We start from the raw sequence: 20,331 nt of genomic DNA, 5'->3' as shown, positions 1-20,331 counted from the left end.
CGCCTACAGGTCCAGTTCAGCCCGAAGCTCATCGGCGCTGTTGATGACGACGGCGCCGGGCGGTCCGTGCATCGGCTTTTCCGGCCAGAAAATCGTCTTCATGCCCGCCGCCAGCCCCGCCATGGCGCCCGGCCAGCTGTCGTCGATCGCCATTGCCTGCGCGGGATCGACATCGGCCAGATAGGCGGCGCGCAGGAACGGCTCCGCATGCGGCTTGCCTTCGCGCACATCGTTGCGGCTGATCGTCTTCATGCCGGGATAAATGAGGCCGACGATGCTCAGATTGGCGTCGACGATCATCCGGTCCGAATTGGACACTACGGCCTGCGCCACGCCTTTTTCGCGCAATTCGGTGAAAATCTCGATCGCGCCGGGGCGTGGCTTCAAGCTCTCCACCAGCGGCAGATAGTGCTCGTATTTGCGCATGATCCAGTCGTCGAAAGGCAGAGCCAGGCCGAACTCGTCGCGCATCATCTCGTAGACCGGCCAGGCGGCGACGCCGAGCACGCGCTCATGCAGATTTTCAGGCGGCACAAGGCCGGCACTGCGCATCGCTGCCACAAGGGCTGCCTCGTGCAGCGGCTCGCTGTCTACCAGCGTGCCGTCCATATCCCAGAAAACCGCTTTCGGTGTCATGCAGCGCTCCTTTTTGCGATCCATTAAAGCCTTTGCGCCGGGAGATAAACCTTCGGGACCGAAGAACGTGCCGCCGGTCGGGACGGCAACCGCCCTTCTTTGCCTGATGCGGGCATTGCCGGAAGCGGAAAAATCCGGCTGTGTGCGCCGGAAGTTGGCAAGCAATTGCCCTTGCGATTGACAATTGCGCAGCAGGCCGTTCCCTGCGAAACTAGGCGTGGACCGCTCTGAAACCGGCGGTCCTGGGAGGCAGGACGTGAATACCCGGCAGGATGGTAGCAGCAACAGGCTGGACGACGCGGCGCGTGCCGGCTGGCTTTATTATGTTGCCGGCAACACGCAGGACCAGATCGCCGCCACGCTCGGCATTTCGCGGCAGACGGCGCAGCGGCTTGTATCGCTGGCCGTGTCGGGGGGATTGATCAAGGTTCGCGTCGACCATCCGATCGCCAACTGCCTCGATCTGGCAGCACGGTTGAGGTCCCGCTTCGCGCTCGATCTGGTCGAAGTGGTGCCGAGCGATCCCAATTCATCCTCCACCACGATCGGCATCGCCGAGGCGGCTGCCGCCGAGATCGAGCGGCGGCTGCGGTCACCGACCCCGATCGTCATGGCGATCGGCACCGGCCGCACGCTGAAGGCGGCGATCGAGCAATTGCCGCCGATGGAATGCCCGCAGCACAAGGTGGTGTCGTTGACCGGCAACATCTCGCCGGACGGCTCGGCCGCTTTCTACAACGTCATCTTCACCATGGCCGACAGGGTGAAGGCGCGATCCTTCCCGATGCCGCTGCCGGTCATCGCCTCTTCGCCGGAGGAGCGCGAGATGCTGCTCAACCAGCCGATGATCCAGCCGACCCTGGCACTGGCGGCCGAAGCCGACGTCACCTTCATCGGCATTGGCGACCTCGGTCCCAAGGCGCCGCTCTACGAGGACGGCTTCATCTCTGAAAGCGAGTTGAAAGCCCTGCAGAAGGCCGGCGGCATCGCCGAGATCGTCGGCTGGGTGTTCGATCGCGAAGGCCGCATGATCGAGGGCATCACCAACGACCGAGTGTCGTCGGCCTCACTGCCGTCGCGCGAAAAGTCGCTGGTCATCGCATTGGCCATGGGCGAACGAAAGCTGCCGGGCATCCTGGCGGCCGCCAACCGGCGGCTGATCAACGGCCTCATCACCGATGAACGGACGGCTGCCGCGCTGCTGGCCAGCATCTGACGGCAGGTAGCGACGCCTGATTTGCAATAAAGCGAGCCACGCTACCCATGCCGCCCGAAAGGGTCGTTGCCATCGAGGAAACCGAGGTCGCGCTGCAGATGCGGCGACAGGTCCCTGATGTCGAGATATGCCTTCTTTTTTATCGCGAACCAGCCAAATCCGTCCGTGAGCCACGAAATCCAGCGGTGATCCGGAGCGGGAGTGCATCTTTGCTGCGCCATGGTCATGATCGTCAACCTTCGCTATCCTGAACCCGAATGGCGGGTTGATCAGGAATGTCGGTCTTACCGGCCGCCTTTGCCAATCGAACGTCTGTTATGACCCATAAGGAGGCCTTATGCCGGACCTCAGCTCGCGACAGGTTTCGCAACTCCCGCCGCTGCAGGCGATCAGGGTGTTCGACGCGGTGGCGCGCCATCTTTCCTTCACCAGGGCCGCCGGCGAACTCGCCATGACGCAGGCGGCGGTCAGCTATCAGATCAAGGTGCTGGAGGAACGCATCGGCGCGCCGCTGTTCCTGCGCCGGCCGCGCCAGATCGTATTGACCGAGGCCGGGCAGCGTCTGGCGCCCGCCGTCGGCGAGGCCTTCGCCATTCTTGGCCAGGCCTATGCCGCGGTGCGTGGCGGGGCCGACGGGTTGCTGTGCGTCACCACCGTGCTGACCTTTGCCTCGAACTGGCTGGCGCACCGGCTGGGGTCGTTCCAGATCGCCCATCCGGCGCTTGCCGTTCGGCTTGAGACGTCGAGCCGCCTGACGGACTTCGCCCGTGAGGAAGCCGATATCGCCATCCGCTCGGGCGCCGGCAAATGGCCGGGCCTGGAAGCGCACAAGCTGTTCGATGCCGATTTCACGCCGATGCTGAGCCCCAAGCTCGCGGCAAGCATCGGTGGCGTCAAGGAACCGGCCGATCTCTTGCGGTTGCCGATCCTCGATCCTGGCGACATCTGGTGGAACGAGTGGTTTTCGGCTGCCGGCGTGCACTCGCACGATCTTGCCAGACGGCCCGGCAGCAGCATGGGTGCGCAGGCCTATGAGGCCAATGCGGCAATCGCCGGCCATGGCGTGGCGATCCTGACCAGGGCGCTGTTCAAGGCGGAATTGGCGGACGGCCGCCTGATCCAGCCCTTCGACTTGGTCGGCGACGACGGTCATGCCTATTGGCTGGTCTATCCGGAGGCGCGCCGCAACGTGCCGAAGATCCGTGCCTTCCGCGACTGGCTGCTGGCCGAGATCGCCTGCTGACAGGCAAGCCTCAGCAACTGCATTCAATTCCGCAAGCCGTTCTGTCCGGTCGTCTGACGTCCGGCGGGGCGCGGTTTGCCTTCGCAATTTCCACCCACCCAGTATCCGTCAGCCACGCCGAGTGCTGCGCTGCAGCATCGAATCCGGCTTGACATAATTGACGCCAAGTGAGTAATTGCTCAAAGCCAAGGCAAATGCTCATCTTGGTTCAAGGGAGGAATTTCATGAAACTTCGCACGCTCACCCTGGGCTTGTTGTCGGCCAGCGCGCTCGCGTTCGCCGCACACGCCGAATCCATCACCATCGCCACCGTCAACAATGGCGATATGGTCCGCATGCAAAAGCTGACCGATGACTTCACCAAGGCGAATCCCGACATCCAGCTCAACTGGGTTACGCTTGAAGAGAACGTGCTGCGCGAGCGCGTCACCACCGACATCGCCACCAAGGGTGGACAATATGACGTGATGACCATCGGCACCTATGAAGTTCCGATCTGGGCCAAGCAGAACTGGCTGCTGCCGCTCGACAAGCTTGGCGACGACTATGACGTAAAGGACATCATCCCGGCCATCGCCGGTGGTCTTTCAGTCGACGGCAAGCTCTATGCCGCGCCCTTCTACGGCGAAAGCTCCTTCGTCATGTACCGCAAGGACCTGATGGACAAGGCCGGGTTGAAGATGCCCGATGCGCCGACCTGGGACTTCATCAAGCAGGCCGCCGACAAGATGACCGACCGCGCCAATGGCGTGAACGGTGTGTGCCTGCGCGGCAAGGCCGGCTGGGGCGAGAACATGGCGTTCCTGACGGCGATGTCGAACTCCTTCGGCGCACGCTGGTTCGACGAGAACTGGAAGCCCCAGTTCGACCAGCCCGAATGGAAGAACACGCTGCAGTTCTATGTCGACCTGATGAAGGCCGACGGCCCCGAGGGCGCGTCCTCCAACGGCTTCAACGAAAACCTGGCGCTGTTCCAGCAGGGCAAGTGCGGCATGTGGATCGACGCCACCGTCGCCGCGTCTTTCGTCTCCGACCCTAAGGCATCCCAGGTCGCCGACAAGGTCGGCTATGCGCTGGCGCCCGACAATGGCCTCGGCAAGCGCGGCAACTGGCTGTGGGCCTGGTCGCTGGCCATCCCGGCCGGCACGCAGAAAGCTGATGCCGCCGAGAAGTTCGTCTCCTGGGCGACCAGCAAGCACTATGCCGAACTGGTTGCTTCGAAGGAGGGCTGGGCCAACGTTCCTCCGGGCACGCGCTCCTCGCTCTATGCCAATGCCGAGTACCAGAAGGCGGCTCCGTTCGCCAAGATGACGCTCGACTCCATCAACGCAGCCGATCCGACGCATCCGACCGTCAAGCCGGTGCCCTATGTCGGCGTCCAGTTCGTCGCCATCCCGGAGTTCCAGGGCCTTGGCACCACCGTCGGCCAGCTCTTCTCGGCGGCTCTTGCCGGCCAGTCGAGCGTCGACGATGCCCTGAAGCAGGCCCAGGACGCTGCCACCGCGACGATGACCGAAGGCGGATACATGAAGTAAGGCTCCTCCCGGTGCCGAATGCCGGTCGCCTTCTTGACCGGCAACGGCCGCCCGAGTTCCCAGTTCGGGCGGCCGCCTTTAACGCCTTTTGAAAATTCAGCCTGACCAGTGAAGGGTGACCGTCATGGCTACTCAGCAGACCCGTTCGCTTGCCCGTTTCATGATGGCGCCATCCGTGGTGCTGCTGTTCGTCTGGATGATCGTGCCGCTGGTCATCACCATCTGGTTCTCCTTCCAGCAGTACAATCCGCTCAATCCGATCCGCGACGGCTTCGTCGGCTTTTCCAACTACGCGCTGTTCTACTCCAACCCGGCTTTCCTGCAGTCGATCCTCAACACGCTCACCCTGGTGATCAGCGTGCTTTTGATCACGGTGATCGGTGGCATCCTGCTGGCGCTTCTGATCGACCAGCCGATGTGGGGCCAGGGGATTGTGCGCATCCTCGTCATCTCACCCTTCTTCGTCATGCCGCCAGTGGCCGCATTGGTTTGGAAGAACATGATCATGCACCCGCAATACGGAGTGTTCGCCGACATGGCGCGCTTCTTCGGAGCGCAGCCGATCGACTGGTTCGGGCAGCATCCGATGCTGGCGATCATCATCATCGTCGCCTGGCAATGGCTGCCCTTCGCGACGCTCATTCTCTTGACCGCGCTGCAGTCGCTCGATGGTGAGCAGAAGGAAGCCGCCGAAATGGACGGCGCCGGCTTCATCAGCCGCTTCATCTATCTGACGCTGCCGCACATGTCGCGCGCCATCACCGTCGTCATCCTGATCCAGACGATCTTCCTCCTCTCCGTCTATGCCGAGATCCTCGTCACCACCAATGGCGGCCCGGGATACGCCTCCACCAACCTGCCCTTCCTCGTCTACCAGAAGGCGTTGCTGGAGTTCAAAATCGGCCAGGCGTCCGCCGGAGGCGTGATCGCCGTCATTCTCGCCAACATCGTCGCCTTCTTCGCCATGCGCGCGGTCGGCAAGAACCTGGACAAGTAAGGGAGGATACGATGGCACGCTCAGTCACCACCCGGCACAAGACGATCGCGACAATTGCCGCCTGGATCGTCGCGCTGCTGATCTTCTTCCCGATCCTCTATACGATCATCACCTCGTTCAAGTCGGAGCAGGAAGCCATCCAGGGTTTCAGCATCATCCCGTCAGGGACGTTCGAGAGTTATTCCGAGGTCCAGGCGCAGAACGGATACTTCAAGTTCTTCTTCAACTCGGTGCTGCTCTCGGTCGGCTCGACCATCCTGGCCCTGCTGGTCGCCATACCGGCCGCCTGGTCGATGGCCTTCTCGCCGACCAAGCGAACCAAGGACATCCTGATGTGGATGCTGTCCACGAAGATGATGCCCGCGGTTGCCGTGCTGTTTCCGATCTACCTGATCTTCCGCGATACAGGACTGCTCGACAGCCGTATCGGCCTGATGGTCATGCTGATGCTGATCAACCTGCCGATCGTGGTGTGGATGCTCTACACCTACTTCCGCGAAATACCGGGCGAGATCCTGGAAGCGGCACGCATGGACGGCGCATCGCTATGGAACGAGATCATTTATGTACTCACACCGATGGCTGTGCCTGGCATCGCCTCGACCATGCTGCTCAATATCATCCTGGCCTGGAACGAGGCGTTCTGGACAATCCGGCTGACGACCACGGAAGCCGCACCCTTGACCGCTTTCATCAGCTCGTTCTCAAGCCCGCAAGGCCTGTTCTGGGCCAAGCTTTCGGCGGCCTCGACACTGGCCATCGCGCCGATCCTGATCATGGGCTGGTTCAGTCAGAAGCAGCTGGTGCGCGGCCTGACCTTTGGCGCCGTGAAGTAAGGCCGCCGCAAGCAACAGACGCCGGACAATAACCCCTCGGGGAGGAAACCATGGGAAACATCACGCTCAAGAACGTCTCCAAATCCTTCGGAGCGACCTCCATCATCCCCGGCCTCGACCTGGTGATCGAAAATGGCGAGTTCGTCGTCTTCGTCGGCCCGTCCGGTTGCGGCAAGTCAACGCTGCTGCGGCTGATCGCCGGCCTGGAAGACACCAGCGGCGGCTCCATCAACATCGACGGCCGCGACGTCACCGGCGAGGCACCGGCCAAGCGCAAGCTGGCCATGGTGTTCCAGTCCTACGCGCTCTATCCGCACATGACGGTGGCCAAGAACATCGGCTTCCCGCTGAAGATGGCCGGCGAAGACAAGGCGACCATCGAAAAGAAGGTGGGGGACGCGGCGCGCGTGCTCAACCTGACCAACTACCTCGAGCGCCGGCCCGGCCAGCTTTCCGGCGGCCAGCGCCAGCGCGTCGCCATCGGCCGTGCCATCGTGCGCCAGCCGACCGCCTTCCTGTTCGATGAACCGCTGTCCAACCTCGATGCGGCACTCCGCGGCACGATGCGGCTGGAGATCAGCGAACTGCATCATCAGCTCAAGACGACCATGATCTATGTCACCCACGACCAGGTCGAAGCCATGACCATGGCCGACAAGATCGTCGTGCTGAACGCCGGCAACATCGAGCAGGTCGGCTCGCCGATGGAACTTTACAAGACGCCGAAGAACCTGTTCGTCGCCGGCTTCATCGGCTCGCCGAAGATGAACCTGATCGAAGGCGCGCCGGCTGCCAAATACAGCGCCAAGACCATCGGCATCCGCCCCGAGCATCTGGAAATCTCGACCACGGCGGGCGAATGGAAGGCCACCGTGGGCGTCGCCGAACATCTCGGCTCCGACACGTTCTTGCACGTTCAAGCTGATGGCGTCGGGCCGCTGACGGTGCGTGCCGACGGCGAACTGGCCGTCCATCACGGCGACACCATCTATCTGACGCCCGACAAGACCAAGCTGCATCGCTTCGGCGCCGACGGGAAGGCAATCTGAGCATGCGACTGGCCGGCAAATCCGCGTTGATCACGGGCTCGGCGCGCGGCATCGGCAGGGCCTTCGCCGAAGCCTATGTCGGCGAAGGCGCCACCGTCGCCATTGCCGACATCAATCTCGAGGCTGCGCGCAAGACGGCCGCCGAGATCGGCAGCAAGGCTTATGCGGTCAAGCTCGACGTCACCGACCTCGCCTCCATCGAAGCGGCGGTGAAAGCCGTCGAGGCGAAGACCGGCGGCCTCGATATATTGATCAACAACGCCGCCCTGTTCGACCTGGCGCCGATCGTCGAGATCACCAAGGCCAGCTACGACAAATTGTTTTCGGTCAACGTCGCCGGCACGCTGTTCATGCTGCAGGCAGCCGCCCGCTCGATGATCGCACGCGGCAAGGGCGGCAGGATCATCAACATGGCGAGCCAGGCCGGGCGGCGCGGCGAGGCGCTGGTCGGTGTCTATTGCGCCACCAAGGCCGCCGTCATCTCACTGACCCAGTCGGCGGGGCTCGACCTGATCAAGCATCGCATCAACGTCAACGCGATTGCCCCTGGCGTCGTCGACGGCGAGCACTGGGATCACGTCGATGCGCTGTTCGCCAAGTATGAAAACCGGCCGAAGGGCGAGAAGAAGAAACTGGTCGGCGAGGCAGTACCGTATGGCCGCATGGGCACGGCGCAGGACCTCACCGGCATGGCGGTCTTTCTCGCCAGCGCCGACGCCGAATACATCGTCGCCCAGACCTACAATGTCGATGGCGGCCAGTGGATGAGTTGAGGCGGGGACGGCCTCTGCTCCTCGTACCTCCGCGGGGGGCAGAGGCCGACATCGCAGGGCGCATCGACCTTGGAATACGTGCCGCCCCTTATCCTCTCCACGTGAGAAACGGGGAGAGGGAGTAACGAAGGCCGCAGCCCGGCCAAAGGGTAAAACAGATGACCGTAAAACTCTCGTCCGCAAACCTCTCCAATCTACCCGTCAAGGTCGCCGGTCCGAAATACGACCGCTCGGGGCTCAAGGCCGGCATCGTGCATTTCGGCGTCGGCAATTTCCATCGCTCGCACCAGGCCGTCTATCTCGACGATTTGTTCAACTCGGGCATCGGCCATGACTGGGCGCTGGTCGGCGCCGGGGTGTTCGAGGGCGAGAAGATCGGCCGCGCCAAGCTGGAAGAGCAGGATTGGCTGACCACGGTGGTCGAGCAGGACTCTGGGCATATGAGCGCCCGCGTGACCGGCGCCATGGTCGACTTCCTGATGCCGGGCGACGCGGCCGGCATCGTCGAACGGCTTGCCGACCCGGCGATCAAGATCGTTTCGCTGACCATCACCGAAGGAGGTTATTTCATTGACCCGGCCTCCGGTGTTTTCAACCCGACCCATCCCGACATCGTGGCGGACGCGCAGGCAGGCGCGACGCCGAAGACGGTGTTCGGTATCATCCTCGCCGGGCTGGTCCGCCGCCGCGACGAGGGCACGGTGCCGTTCACGGTGATGTCTTGCGACAACATTCCCCACAATGGCCATGTCACCTCCGACGGGGTCATTGGCCTGGCCCGTCTGATCGACGAGGATCTGGCGAACTGGGTCAGCGAGCATGTCGCCTTTCCGAACGGCATGGTCGATCGCATCACGCCGGCCACATCAGACCGCGAGCGCGGCATCCTGGCCAAGGATTTTGGCCTCGAGGACAACTGGCCGGTGTTTTGCGAGCCGTTCCGGCAATGGGTGCTGGAGGATCATTTCACCGATGGCCGTCCGCCGCTGGAAAAGGTCGGCGTACAGTTCGTGAGGGATGTTGCCCCTTACGAGCTGATGAAGATCCGCATCCTCAATGGCGGCCATGCGACCATCGCCTATCCGGCTGGCCTGATGGACATTCATTTCGTCCATGAGGCGATGCAGGAGCCGCTGGTGAGCGGTTTCCTGGCCAAGCTCGAACGGGACGAAATCATCCCGACCGTGCCTCCGGTGCCGGACACGGTTCTGGAAGACTATTACCAGCTCATCGAGAGCCGCTTCTCCAATCCCAAGATCGGCGACACGGTGCGCCGGCTCTGCCTCGACGGTTCCAACCGTCAGCCGAAGTTCATCATCCCGACCATTGCCGACCGGCTGAAGGCCGGCAAAAGCGTCGACGGCCTGGCGCTGGAATCGGCGCTGTGGTGCCGCTACTGCTTCGGCACGACGGACAGCGGCGCCGTCATCGAACCCAACGACCCGAGCTGGGACCGGTTGCAGGCGACGGCAAAGGCGGCAAAGGATGCGCCTGCTGCCTGGCTTGCCATGGAGGACATCTATGGCGATGTCGGCCGCGCGACGGCGTTTGTCGAGGCCTTCGCCCATGCGCTCAACGTGCTGTGGGCGAATGGCGCGCGCGCGACGCTGACGCGCTATCTCGCCGGCGAGCTCTGAGACCATTCGACGTCATGACGCCTGAACTGGTTATCTTCGACTGCGATGGCGTGCTGGTCGACAGCGAGGCACTCTCCGTCTCGGCGCTGCTCGGCGTGATCAAGCTGGCCGGCGGCAATTTCAGCGAGGATGCCGCCTACGAGCATTTCCTCGGCAAGAGCATGAAGAGCGTGCGCGAGATCCTTGGGCGCGACTTCGGGCTGGATATCACCGACAGCCACCTGACCGAGATGCGCGTCGAACTGATGCGCAGGTTTCGCGAAGAGCTGAAGCCGATTGCCGGCGTCAAGGAGATGCTGCCGAGGCTAGGGCTGCCGTTCTGCGTCGCGTCCTCGGGCACGCTCGACCGGATCCGCTACGCGCTCGACGTCACCGGATTGCTGGGGCTGATGGAACCGCATCTGTTCAGCGCCGCCATGGTGGCCGCGGGAAAACCGGCGCCCGACCTGTTCCTCCATGCCGCCGCCAGCATGCGGGCCCAACCCCGCAAATGCCTTGTCGTCGAGGACAGCCCGGCAGGCATCACAGCGGCACGGGCGGCGGGTATGCGCGTGTTTGCCTTCACCGGCGGATCGCATGCCGGCAGCCCGACATTGAAAGCGCGGCTTGCGTCGAGTGAACCGGACTTTATATTCGCTGACATGCTGCAATTGCCCGATCTGATTGCAGGCCTGGGAGCGAGAGTTAGAGCATCTTGACGAAACAGTTCGTTTGCGCGGTCGATGTCGGCACCGGGAGCGCTCGCGCGGGCATTCTCGACGCCAGCGGCACCTTGCTCGGCCGCGCCGAGCGGCCGATCATCATGAACCAGCCGAAGCCCGATCACGCCGAGCATGATTCGCGCGATATCTGGTCGGCGGTCTGCACCGCCGTGCGCACTGCCCGCGAAAAGGCCGGCGTCGCCGCCGAGGACGTCGTCGGCATCTCCTTCGACGCCACCTGTTCGCTGGTGGTGCGGGACCGGCAAGGCGGCCAGCTCAGCGTCTCGACCACCGGCGACAGGCGCTGGGACACGATTGTCTGGCTCGACCACCGCGCCATTGCCGAGGCCGACGAATGCACGGCAAGCGGCCATGCCGTGCTCGACTATGTCGGCGGCGTCATGTCACCGGAAATGGAGACGCCGAAGCTGATGTGGCTGAAGCGGAACCTGCCCAGGACCTGGAATGAAGCCGGCTATCTATTCGACCTCACCGACTTCCTGACCTGGCAAGCGACAGGCTCGACAGCCCGTTCGCAATGCACGCTGACCGCCAAATGGACCTATCTGGCGCATGAGGAGATGGGTTGGCGCCGCGATTTCTTCGAGCTCGTCGGCCTCGACGATCTTTTCGAGCACGGCAATCTGCCCGAAAGGGCCAGTCCGATTGGTACCGATATAGGTCAGCTGACGGCGCAAGCGGCGGCAGAGCTTGGCCTGAGCGAAAGATGCCGGGTCGGCGCCGGCGTCATCGATGCCTATGCCGGCGCGCTTGGCGTGCTCGGCGGCTTTGCCGGCGACGAACAGAATATCGGCCGGCACCTGGCTCTGATTGCCGGTACGTCAAGCTGCGTCATGGCGATGTCGCCCGATCCGCAACCCTTCGCCGGCGTCTGGGGCCCATATTACGGTGCAGCCTTGCCTAAACTGTGGCTGTCGGAAGGCGGCCAGTCGGCAACCGGCGCCCTGCTCGACCACATCATTCGCTGGCATGGAGCCGGCGGCGAGCCGGATGCCGCCATGCATGCAAAGATCGCCAGGCGCGTCGCCGAGCTGCGCGCCACCGAGGGTGAAAACCTTGCCGCAAGGCTGCATGTGCTGCCCGATTTCCACGGCAACCGTTCGCCGCTCGCCGATCCGCATGCCGTCGGCGTCGTCAGCGGGCTGACGCTGGACTCCTCCTTCGACAGCCTGTGCAAGCTCTACTGGCGCACCGCCGTCGGCATCGCACTCGGCGTGCGCCACGTACTGGAGGCGCTGAACGAGAACGGCTACCTGATCGACACGCTGCATGTCACCGGTGGCCATACCAAGAACCCGCTATTGATGGAGCTCTATGCCGACGCCACCGGCTGCGCGGTCATCGAGCCGTTGGCCGACGAGGCGGTGCTGCTCGGCACCGGCATGGTCGCGGCAACCGCGGCCGGGCTGTTTCCCGACCTCAACGCGGCCTGTCTGGCCATGCAGCAAGGCGGCAGGACGCGTGCCTCGAACCCTAAATCAGCCGGGCGTTTCGACCGCGATTACAAGGTTTTCCTCGAGATGCACCGCCAGCGGCAGATGCTGGACGCGATCCGGTAGGTAAAGCGGGCTACTGTCTCAGCAGGGACACGCCAGACTTCGCATCGAACAGGTGAAGGCTCGTTTCGTCGACCGCATAGCGGACATGGCTGTTGACGGCAGGGCATTCGCGGGTCGGCACCAGCGCGCTGATTTCCTTGCCGCCGGAACCGAAGATCACCAGCGCATCGTTGCCGTGAAACTCGATGAGATCGGCTGTGCCTTCGAGAAGGTTGCCAGCATCAGCGCCAGCGGTCTTCAGATCCGGAGGCCTGATGCCAAGCACCGCACGATCTACGCCTTGCAGATTGAAGCGCGAGCCTTCGATCGAAAAGACCGCACCGGCACTCGTCAGGATCCAGCGGTTGTCTTTGCGCCCCACGGCTACGTCGATGAAATTCATGTTCGGCGTGCCGATGAACCCGGCGACGAACAGATTGCCCGGCCGCTCGTAGATTTCGGCCGGCGAGCCGATCTGCTCGATCCGGCCGTCGCGCAAAAGCACGATGCGGTCGGCGAGCGTCATTGCCTCCAGCTGGTCGTGGGTGACGTAGACGGTGGTCGTCTTCAGCGACTGGTGCAGCCGGGCGATCTCGATGCGCATGTGATTGCGTAGCTTGGCATCCAGATTGGACAGCGGCTCGTCGAACAGGAACACTTTTGGAGTCTTGATCATGGCGCGGGCAATCGCCACGCGCTGCTGCTGGCCGCCGGACAGCTCCGCCGGCTTGCGGCCGAGATAGGGATCCAGCCCCAACGTCTTCGAGACAGCCTCGACGCGCTGCTGGATTTCCGCCTTCGCCACCTTCTGCCGCTTCAGGCCGAAGGCGATGTTGTCGAAGATCGTCATGTGCGGATAAAGCGCGTAGTTCTGGAACACCATGGCAATGCCGCGGTCGCCAGGGTCGAGGTCGTTGACCACCTTGCCGCCGATCGAGACCTCGCCGCCGCTGATCTCCTCCAACCCCGCCAGCATGCGCAGCAAGGTCGACTTGCCGCAGCCGGAAGGGCCGAGGAAGACGACGAACTCGTGTTCCTCGATGGCGAGGTTCAGGTCGCGGATGACGGTCGTCGCGCCATAGGATTTCTCGATATTGGAGCAGGTGATCGCGGACATGATTCGGTCAGCCCTTCTCGCTCGAAATCAGGATCTGCAGCTTGACGTCTTCCGGATGCGCCGCGGCCGCGCGCTCGAAGGCCTCGATGCTGTCGTCGAAGGAATAGGTGCCGGTGATCAGCGGATTGAGGTCGACCTTCCCCGAGGCGATCAGCTGCAAGGCACGGTCGAAGATGTTGGCGTAGCGGAACACCGTCTCGATGCGAACTTCCTTCGATATGGCCGCCGGCACATTGAGCGCCACCGGCTCGACCGGCAATCCGACGAGGACCACCGCGCCGCCAGGGCGTACGACCTCGAACAGATTGGCGAACGCCTTAGGGCTGCCGCTGGCCTCGAAGACGATATCGGCGCCCCAACGGTCGGTCGCCACAGCCACCGCTTCGACCAGCGACTGCTCGCCGATATTGACCGGGACGATGCCCGGATAGCGCGCCGCGATCTCGAGCTTGGGGGCGGAGAAGTCCGAAATCAGCACTTTCGAACAGCCGCCGGCAAGGGCTGCCAGCGCGATCATGATGCCAATCGGGCCACAGCCGACGACGACCGCCACGTCGCCCGGAACGATGCGTGCACGGGCAGCCGCCTGCATGCCGATGGCAAAGGGCTCGACCATCGCCCCTTCGGCGAAGGAGACGTTGTCCGGCAGCCTGTAGGTGAACGCCGCTGGATGCACGGCTTGCGGCGCAAGGATGCCATGCACCGGCGGCGTCGCCCAGAAGCGCACGTCGGGGTCGACATTGTAGATGCCGAGTTTTGTTGCACGCGATGACAGGTTCGGCACGCCCGGCTCCATGCAGACGCGATCCCCGACCTTCAGCGTCCTGACATTGGCGCCAATTTCGACGATCGTTCCGGACGCTTCGTGGCCAAGCACCATCGGCGCGCGCACGACGTAGCTGCCGATGGCGCCGTGGGTGTAATAGTGCACGTCGCTGCCGCAGACACCGACCGTGTGGATGGCGATCCTGACGTCGTCCGGCCCGACGTCGAGCGGCAACGCAATCTCGCGCAGGGCCAGCTCGCCCTTTTTCTCAAGCACCAAAGCCCGCATGTCTCGTCCTCGCTTCAAGTCTTTTTTTGCCGGAAAACGGAATTCAGGAAGCCGCTGAGCACGCCGAGAAACAGAAGCGGCGGCAGCGACAGAAGCACGACCGAGGCATTGAGGATGCCCCACGGCACGTTCATGCCTTGTTGGGACAGTTCCGAGGCGACGATCGGCAAGGTCTTGGCATTGGAGCTGGACAGCATCAGCGCGATCAGGAACTCATTCCAGACCAGCACGAAGCTGAACGCCACCGCACCGATCAACGAGCGCGCGGCGACCGGCAGCGCGATCCGCCAGAACACGGAATAGGCGCCGTAGCCATCGACGAAGGCGGCTTCCTCGACCTCCTTTGGCACGCTCTGGAAGGCGGGAATTGCGAGCCACATGATCACCGAGATGGTGAGCAGCGAATAGGTGACGATCAGCGCGGCGAGCGTGTCGTAGAGGCCGAGCTGCAGCCAGATCACCATCAGCGGGATGGCCACCGCCACCGGCGGCAGGAAGCGCAGCGACAGCACGAAGAACTGGATGTCGCCGGCCCAGCGGTTGGGATAGCGCGCCACAGCATAGGCGGCAGGCAGGCCAAGCACCACGCCGATCAGCACCGCGACGCCGCAGGCGATGACCGAGTTGTAGAGGCCGGTCATGACGCTGTCGCGGCCGATGATGTAGCTGATGTTGGCCAGCGTCGGCGTGAACACCAGGCGCGGAACGCGGGTGATGATATCGACATTGTTCTTCAGCGAATTGAGCGAAGTCCACAGCAGCGGAAACACGGCCATGAAGCCGGCGAAGGCCAGCACGGCCTTGCCGATAAGGCGGCCCGGCCTCATGCGATATGGTGGTCTCATGCCTGCACCCGCTTCCACAGCATGGTGAAGGTGATGACGGTGGCGATCATCATCAGAACCGCCATCGCCGAGGCATAGGACACCTTGCCGGACTCGATGAAGCCCTGCGAGAACGCGTACATGTCGAGCGTTTCGGTCGCTACGCCCGGTCCGCCGCGGGTCATCACATAGATCAGGTCGAAGGAGCGCAGCGACTCGATCATCTTGACGAACATCAGGCTGATCAGCGGCGCCTTCAGCATCGGCAAGGTGACATAAGCGTGGATCTGCCAGCGCCTGGCGTGGTCGAGACGCGCCGCCTCGATCGGCTGCGGCGGCAAGGTCTCCAGCAGCTTCAGCACGATGACGGCGAAGAACAGGCCCCATTGCCAGACATCTACCGAGGCTACGGCAAACAATGCCGTCGCCGGCTTGGACAGCGGGTCGAAGATCAACCCGCCGGTCAGCAGCCGGTACGGGTAGGTGGCGATGCCGTAGAGCGGATGGTAGGCGAACTTCCAGACGAAAGCGGCCGAAACACGCGGCAACAGGACCGGGACAATGAACAGCAGGCAGTAGATGTTGCGCAGGCGCGGCGAGGCGACCTCGAACATCAGCACGCCCAGTCCGATCGCCACGGCCATCGTCGCGACAACCGTGACGACCTCCCACTTCACCGAAACCCAGACGGCGTTGAGAAAGCGACGGTCGAAGAACAGATCATAGAAGTTCGACAACCAGACATAGGAATAGGCCGTCGAGGAGAGCTCGCGGTTCTGCAGAGCAATGACGATCGCGTAGAGCGTCGGCACCATCGACAGGATCAGGAGAATGACGAGCGTCGGCACGACGAAAGTGACCGGCAAGGATGAGCGTCGCGGCATCTGTCTATCCTTGGCTGCGTCTCGGGCGATTGAACACGGCTGGACCTTTCGCGCGATCGCCGGTTCAAACGGCAGCGGGAGAGAAAAGGGGACCTGCGGCGCACAGGTCCCGACATTCGGTCGAATGCCGCGGATCGCGCGCCGCAGGGGGAGGATGGCTTATTTCTTCACCAGCTCGTTGGCATAGGCTTCAAGCTCGTTGAGGCCGCCCTTGACATCGGTGCGGGTGCCGGTGACCAGTTCCTCGAGGATGATGCCCCAGCGATCGCCGAGATCCGGCCAGCGCGGATCCTGCCAGAAGTTGACCGCCGTGACCTTGCCGGTCTCGGCCAGCGCCTGACCGAGATCGGCGCCGTAGATGTCGGCGAATTCCTTGCTGGACAGGATGCTGGTGCGGTTCAGCTCACCGAACTGGTGGGCGTCGAGCCGGCGCTTCTCGTTTTCCTTCGACGTTGCCCAGGCGATGAACAGGCCGGCGCATTTCTTCGAGGCATCGTCGGCATTGGCCTTTGCCGCGATGGCGAGGCCATGGCCATAGCCACCACCCGTAAGCGGCGCCGGCGGCGGCAGGAAGCCGATCTTGCCGACCACTTGCGAGGTCTTCGGATCGACCGCCATGCCCGACAGCGGCGTCGATTCGACGAGGATGGCGACTTGGCCAGACAGGAAGGCGCCGGTCGATTCATCCCAGCTGCCGGTCTGCGTGCCGGGTGCCGAATCTTTGAAGAGCTTCAGATAGGTTTCGGTCGCCTTGACGGCGGCATCCGAGTTGAATGCTGGCTTGTCGCCGTTGAACCATTGGCCGCCATAGGCCTTGAACAACGGCATCCAGCGCCAAACATTGGCGCCCGAACCGCGTGCGCCGCGCAGCGCGATGCCATATATGCCCTTGTCCGGATTGGTCAGCTTCGGCACGTCGGCGATCAGTTCGTCCAGCGTCTTCGGCGGCTGGATGCCGGCGGCCTCCAGAATATCCTTGCGGTAGACCATCAGGTCGCCGCCGCCGGTCAGCGGCGCGAACCAGACCTTGCCGTCATAGGTGGCGACCTTCTGGCGGCCCGGATCGAAATCGGCATAGTCGTAGTCCGCCGGATAATAGTCGGTGAGCGGCACGATCCATTTCGACGAGGCAAATAGCGCCACGTTGGCTTCGTCGACATAGTAGACGTTGTAGTTGCCGACGGTGGACGCATCGGCGCGCGATTTTGCCCTGCGGTCGTTCTCGTTCAGATAATCGATCTGGAAGCTGGCACCGGCTAGCTTCTGGAACTCGTCCTTGGAGTCCTCCAGAAGCGTCAGGCCGTCGCGTGGCTGCGCCAGCACCTTGACTGGCGCCGAGCAGACCGGCGCCTGCGCCAAAGCAATGGTGGAAACGGTAGCGGAAAGCATAAAAGCTGCGCCAAGGCTGGCAGCAAGCCGAACTGGTTTCATGATCTTTTCTCCTCCAGGAACATTTCGCAGGAAGCGGAAGTCCTCGGCTTGCGCGATCCTCACCATCGCCCGAGCGACATGCCACCCATCGCTAAAATGCGGAGTTGCGACGAGGCTTGCTAGAAGCCTCGTTGCAGCAGACCTGTACTTTTATGCATTGTGCGGTGCAAAAACCGGCGCCGGGATACGACGCGTGTCACATGAGTATCGATTTGGTCTGAAACGGTATTTCAGGATGGGCTTATGCACGCATTGTCAGCCGCTGCCGCGACAGCCGGCGATAAGATGACGGGGTCATCTTGTGCTTGCGCATGAAGGCGCGGTTGAAGTTCGAGATGTTCATATAGCCGACCTGAAAACAGATATCGGTGATCGCGATATCGGTGTCCGCCAAAAGCTTGCAAGCCTGCCAGAGCCTGAGTTTGGCAAGGTGGTCGCTGAAGCTGTTGCCGGTGTTCTTCTGAAAGAACCGCGAAAACGTGCTCTCCGTCATTCCGGCCAGTTCCGCCACCTCCGGCAGCTTCAGATCCTCGGCGAAATGCTGGAACAGATGGGTCAGTGTGCGCTGGATGATGTCGAGCGAGGCGGCATCGAGAACCGGCGAAAAATCAGGCGACGACAGCAATTCGTATTCGTCGGTGCGTGCGAGAAGGTCGACGAGATCCAGGAAAAGACAGAACCTGCTTAGCCCGCTAACCTCGCCCATCCGCTCCATGATGTCGGCACCATCCAGCGCGGTGCGGCCGTGAAAGACCATGCCGCGCAGCGACCGTTCGAGGAACGGTTCCAGTTCGCGCAATTCCGGCAACAGGCCTGCCGATCCGCGCAACCTCTGCGCATCGAACTGCAGGACGATGTCGCGGCCTTCGATCAGTTCTCCCGGTTGCACCGAAGTCACCCAGTCATGCGGCAGCCCGCCACCGACGATGGTCAGGTAGCCCGGCCCGAATTCGCCGATATGATCGCCGACCAGGACCACGCCGGAGGATTTTCGCAACAAGTGAATCTCGTATTCCGGATGGAAGTTCCAGACGTTGCGCTCCCAGGGATAGTCGTCGAGCCGCCACAGGAAGCTTTCGCTCGCCTCGGTGACGATGTGCTCGAAGGACGGCGCTGTCCGCGGGATCGAGACCGGGTTCTTCCTGCGCCTGAACTGCATCCTGCCTCCTCCGGAATCTGTCGCCCCTCATGCAATCAGTAGCAGCCGATTGCCCACTGTGAAATGCACCTCGGCGGCAACCAGTGGTGGTCCTGGTGTTCCGGCTGGCTCAATCTGTTCCCGCTCCTCCTCTCTTGCCTTCATGTCGCGTTTCGTCCAAAAGCTGGCGCAAACGCCGCGAAACCGAAGGTTTTGCCGTTTGAAATGCGGCTTCCGGCTCGTGCCGATGTGCCGCAACTGGAAAGAGCAGGACAATGTCTGCGATCGAAGCCGGCGCTCGCGCGCCGGAAAATCTTTGGCGCCAGGAAATCATGGCGACGCTGGCGCTCGCCTGGCCGATGGTGCTGACCAATCTCGGTCAGACCGCGATGACGGCCACCGACGTCATGATGATGGGCCGTTTGGGGCCGGATACGCTGGCCAGCGGCGCGCTTGGCGCCAATCTTTATTTCATGCCGCTGATCTTCGGGCTCGGCCTGATGCTGGCGACCTCGCCGATGATCGCGACCGAGCTCGGCCGCCGCCGCCATTCGGTGCGCGACTTGCGCCGCACCGTGCGCCAGGGCCTGTGGCTTGCGATCCTGATCTCGATCCCGATCTGGCTCGTGCTGTGGCACGGCGAGGCTATCCTGCTGGCCATGGGCCAGGATCCGGCACTCGCCCATCAGGCCGGCATCTATCTGCGATGGCTCGAATGGGCGGTGCTGCCCTTCTACGGCTATATCGTGCTGCGCTCGTTCATCTCGGCGCTGGAGCGGCCGGGCTGGGCGCTGGTCATCGTCTTCGTCGCCGTCGCCTGCAATGCCTTCTTCAATTGGCTGTTCATGTTCGGCAATCTTGGCATCCCGTCGATGGGCATCGCCGGCTCGGGCCTTGCCACCTCGTTGTCCAGCACGCTGATGTTCGTCGGCATGGCCGTCGTGGTGATGCTGGAGAAGAAGTTCCGGCGCTATCGTCTGTTCGGGCGCTTCTGGCGCGCTGACTGGCCGCGCTTCAGGGGCCTTCTGCGGCTCGGCCTGCCGATTGCGGGCCTCCTCGCCTTCGAGGTGACGATCTTCAACGCGGCGGCGCTGCTGATGGGCCTGATCGACGCGGATTCGCTCGCCGCGCACGCCATCGCCATCCAGATTGCCTCGATCAGCTTCATGGTGCCGCTCGGCCTCAACCAGGCGGTAACGGTGCGCGTCGGGCTTGCCCACGGCGCCGGCAATCCGGAAGGCGTTTCGCGCGCCGGCTGGACCGCCTTCGTCATCGGCGTCTCGTTCATGGCACTGATGGGGCTGGTGATGATCCTGTGGCCGCATCCGCTGATCAGCGCCTTCATCGACCTGAGCAATCCGGCCAATGCCAGGGTGATCGCGCTTGCCGTGTCGTTCCTCGCCTTCGCAGCACTGTTCCAGGTCTTCGATGGCGCGCAGGCGGTGGCCGCCGGCATGCTGCGCGGCCTGCACGACACCAAGGTGCCGATGATCTATGCCGCGATCGGATATTGGGGCATCGGCCTGCCGCTCGGTGTGCTACTCGCCTTCCATTTCGGCTTCCGTGGCGTCGGCATCTGGATCGGCCTGTCGTCGGGGCTGGCCGTGGTGGCGGCGCTGCTTCTGGCGCGCTGGCTGCGGCGGGATCGCCTGGCGCCGCCGCTGGTGTTCGGGCACTGAGAGTAACCGGGCGCCCGTTGCA

Annotated in this window: 19 protein-coding genes; 11 read left to right on the top strand and 8 right to left on the bottom strand. The window is 63.1% G+C overall.

What is annotated here, in order from left to right; genetic code table 11:
- Positions 1-3: 3 nt before the first annotated feature.
- Complete coding sequence (locus tag NKJ01_RS12965) at positions 4-636, bottom strand: HAD family hydrolase (RefSeq protein WP_352728385.1); 633 nt, start codon at positions 634-636, stop codon at positions 4-6.
- A gap of 256 nt (positions 637-892) precedes the next feature.
- Here NKJ01_RS12965 and NKJ01_RS12960 point away from each other — a divergent pair, with 256 nt between their 5' ends.
- Positions 893-1,852, top strand: a complete 960-nt coding sequence (locus tag NKJ01_RS12960) for a sugar-binding transcriptional regulator (RefSeq protein WP_023760254.1) — start codon at positions 893-895, stop codon at positions 1,850-1,852.
- A 41-nt stretch (positions 1,853-1,893) separates the two neighbouring features.
- Here the strand turns inward: NKJ01_RS12960 and NKJ01_RS12955 are convergent, their stop codons facing one another.
- Positions 1,894-2,079, bottom strand: a complete 186-nt coding sequence (locus tag NKJ01_RS12955; protein WP_352601653.1) for a hypothetical protein — start codon at positions 2,077-2,079, stop codon at positions 1,894-1,896.
- A gap of 110 nt (positions 2,080-2,189) precedes the next feature.
- Here NKJ01_RS12955 and gcvA point away from each other — a divergent pair, with 110 nt between their 5' ends.
- The 9 genes from gcvA (at position 2,190) to NKJ01_RS12910 (ending at position 12,203) form a co-directional block, all read left to right on the top strand.
- The gene (gene gcvA, locus NKJ01_RS12950; protein WP_023760256.1) at positions 2,190-3,095 is read left to right on the top strand and encodes a transcriptional regulator GcvA; all 906 of its coding nucleotides are present in this window, start codon (positions 2,190-2,192) and stop codon (positions 3,093-3,095) included.
- A gap of 224 nt (positions 3,096-3,319) precedes the next feature.
- Complete coding sequence (locus NKJ01_RS12945; protein WP_023760257.1) at positions 3,320-4,630, top strand: ABC transporter substrate-binding protein; 1,311 nt, start codon at positions 3,320-3,322, stop codon at positions 4,628-4,630.
- A 124-nt stretch (positions 4,631-4,754) separates the two neighbouring features.
- Positions 4,755-5,627: a carbohydrate ABC transporter permease gene (locus NKJ01_RS12940; RefSeq protein ID WP_023760258.1), complete on the top strand. Its 873-nt coding sequence runs from the start codon at positions 4,755-4,757 to the stop codon at positions 5,625-5,627.
- An 11-nt stretch (positions 5,628-5,638) separates the two neighbouring features.
- Positions 5,639-6,463, top strand: coding sequence for a carbohydrate ABC transporter permease (locus NKJ01_RS12935; protein WP_023760259.1), 825 nt, complete (start codon positions 5,639-5,641; stop codon positions 6,461-6,463).
- A 50-nt stretch (positions 6,464-6,513) separates the two neighbouring features.
- The gene (locus NKJ01_RS12930; protein ID WP_023760260.1) at positions 6,514-7,512 is read left to right on the top strand and encodes an ABC transporter ATP-binding protein; all 999 of its coding nucleotides are present in this window, start codon (positions 6,514-6,516) and stop codon (positions 7,510-7,512) included.
- Between the two features lie 2 nt (positions 7,513-7,514).
- Positions 7,515-8,285 carry an L-iditol 2-dehydrogenase gene (locus NKJ01_RS12925; RefSeq protein ID WP_023760261.1) on the top strand — a complete coding sequence of 257 codons (771 nt, stop codon included), beginning with the start codon at positions 7,515-7,517 and terminating at the stop codon, positions 8,283-8,285.
- A gap of 158 nt (positions 8,286-8,443) precedes the next feature.
- Positions 8,444-9,922, top strand: a complete 1,479-nt coding sequence (locus NKJ01_RS12920; RefSeq protein ID WP_352728381.1) for a mannitol dehydrogenase family protein — start codon at positions 8,444-8,446, stop codon at positions 9,920-9,922.
- Between the two features lie 14 nt (positions 9,923-9,936).
- Positions 9,937-10,620, top strand: a complete 684-nt coding sequence (locus NKJ01_RS12915) for an HAD family hydrolase (protein WP_352728379.1) — start codon at positions 9,937-9,939, stop codon at positions 10,618-10,620.
- Complete coding sequence (locus NKJ01_RS12910; RefSeq protein WP_352728377.1) at positions 10,617-12,203, top strand: FGGY-family carbohydrate kinase; 1,587 nt, start codon at positions 10,617-10,619, stop codon at positions 12,201-12,203. Before NKJ01_RS12915 ends, NKJ01_RS12910 begins: the two co-directional genes overlap by 4 nt.
- A gap of 10 nt (positions 12,204-12,213) precedes the next feature.
- Here the strand turns inward: NKJ01_RS12910 and NKJ01_RS12905 are convergent, their stop codons facing one another.
- The 6 genes from NKJ01_RS12905 to NKJ01_RS12880 form a co-directional block, all read right to left on the bottom strand.
- Positions 12,214-13,299: an ABC transporter ATP-binding protein gene (locus NKJ01_RS12905; protein WP_352728375.1), complete on the bottom strand. Its 1,086-nt coding sequence runs from the start codon at positions 13,297-13,299 to the stop codon at positions 12,214-12,216.
- Positions 13,300-13,306: 7 nt separating this feature from the next.
- On the bottom strand, positions 13,307-14,353 hold the full coding sequence (locus NKJ01_RS12900; protein WP_352728373.1) for an NAD(P)-dependent alcohol dehydrogenase: 1,047 nt from the start codon (positions 14,351-14,353) through the stop codon (positions 13,307-13,309).
- A 14-nt stretch (positions 14,354-14,367) separates the two neighbouring features.
- Positions 14,368-15,180, bottom strand: coding sequence for a carbohydrate ABC transporter permease (locus NKJ01_RS12895; RefSeq protein WP_352728436.1), 813 nt, complete (start codon positions 15,178-15,180; stop codon positions 14,368-14,370).
- Positions 15,181-15,194: 14 nt separating this feature from the next.
- Entirely contained in the window at positions 15,195-16,061 is an 867-nt protein-coding gene (locus NKJ01_RS12890) for a carbohydrate ABC transporter permease (RefSeq protein WP_352601666.1), read from the bottom strand.
- A 159-nt stretch (positions 16,062-16,220) separates the two neighbouring features.
- The gene (locus NKJ01_RS12885; RefSeq protein ID WP_352728371.1) at positions 16,221-17,492 is read right to left on the bottom strand and encodes an ABC transporter substrate-binding protein; all 1,272 of its coding nucleotides are present in this window, start codon (positions 17,490-17,492) and stop codon (positions 16,221-16,223) included.
- Positions 17,493-17,733: 241 nt separating this feature from the next.
- Entirely contained in the window at positions 17,734-18,651 is a 918-nt protein-coding gene (locus NKJ01_RS12880; protein ID WP_352728369.1) for an AraC family transcriptional regulator, read from the bottom strand.
- A gap of 254 nt (positions 18,652-18,905) precedes the next feature.
- On the opposite strand from NKJ01_RS12880, the gene NKJ01_RS12875 reads away from it, so the two are divergent.
- Entirely contained in the window at positions 18,906-20,309 is a 1,404-nt protein-coding gene (locus NKJ01_RS12875) for an MATE family efflux transporter (protein WP_352601672.1), read from the top strand.
- Positions 20,310-20,331: the final 22 nt, after the last annotated feature.

This window comes from Mesorhizobium sp. M0276 (genome assembly GCF_040321755.1).
Taxonomy (GTDB): Bacteria; Pseudomonadota; Alphaproteobacteria; order Rhizobiales; family Rhizobiaceae; genus Mesorhizobium.
The sequence above is the reverse complement of the archived record's forward strand: the minus strand, read 5'-3'. Positions and strand labels throughout refer to the sequence as shown.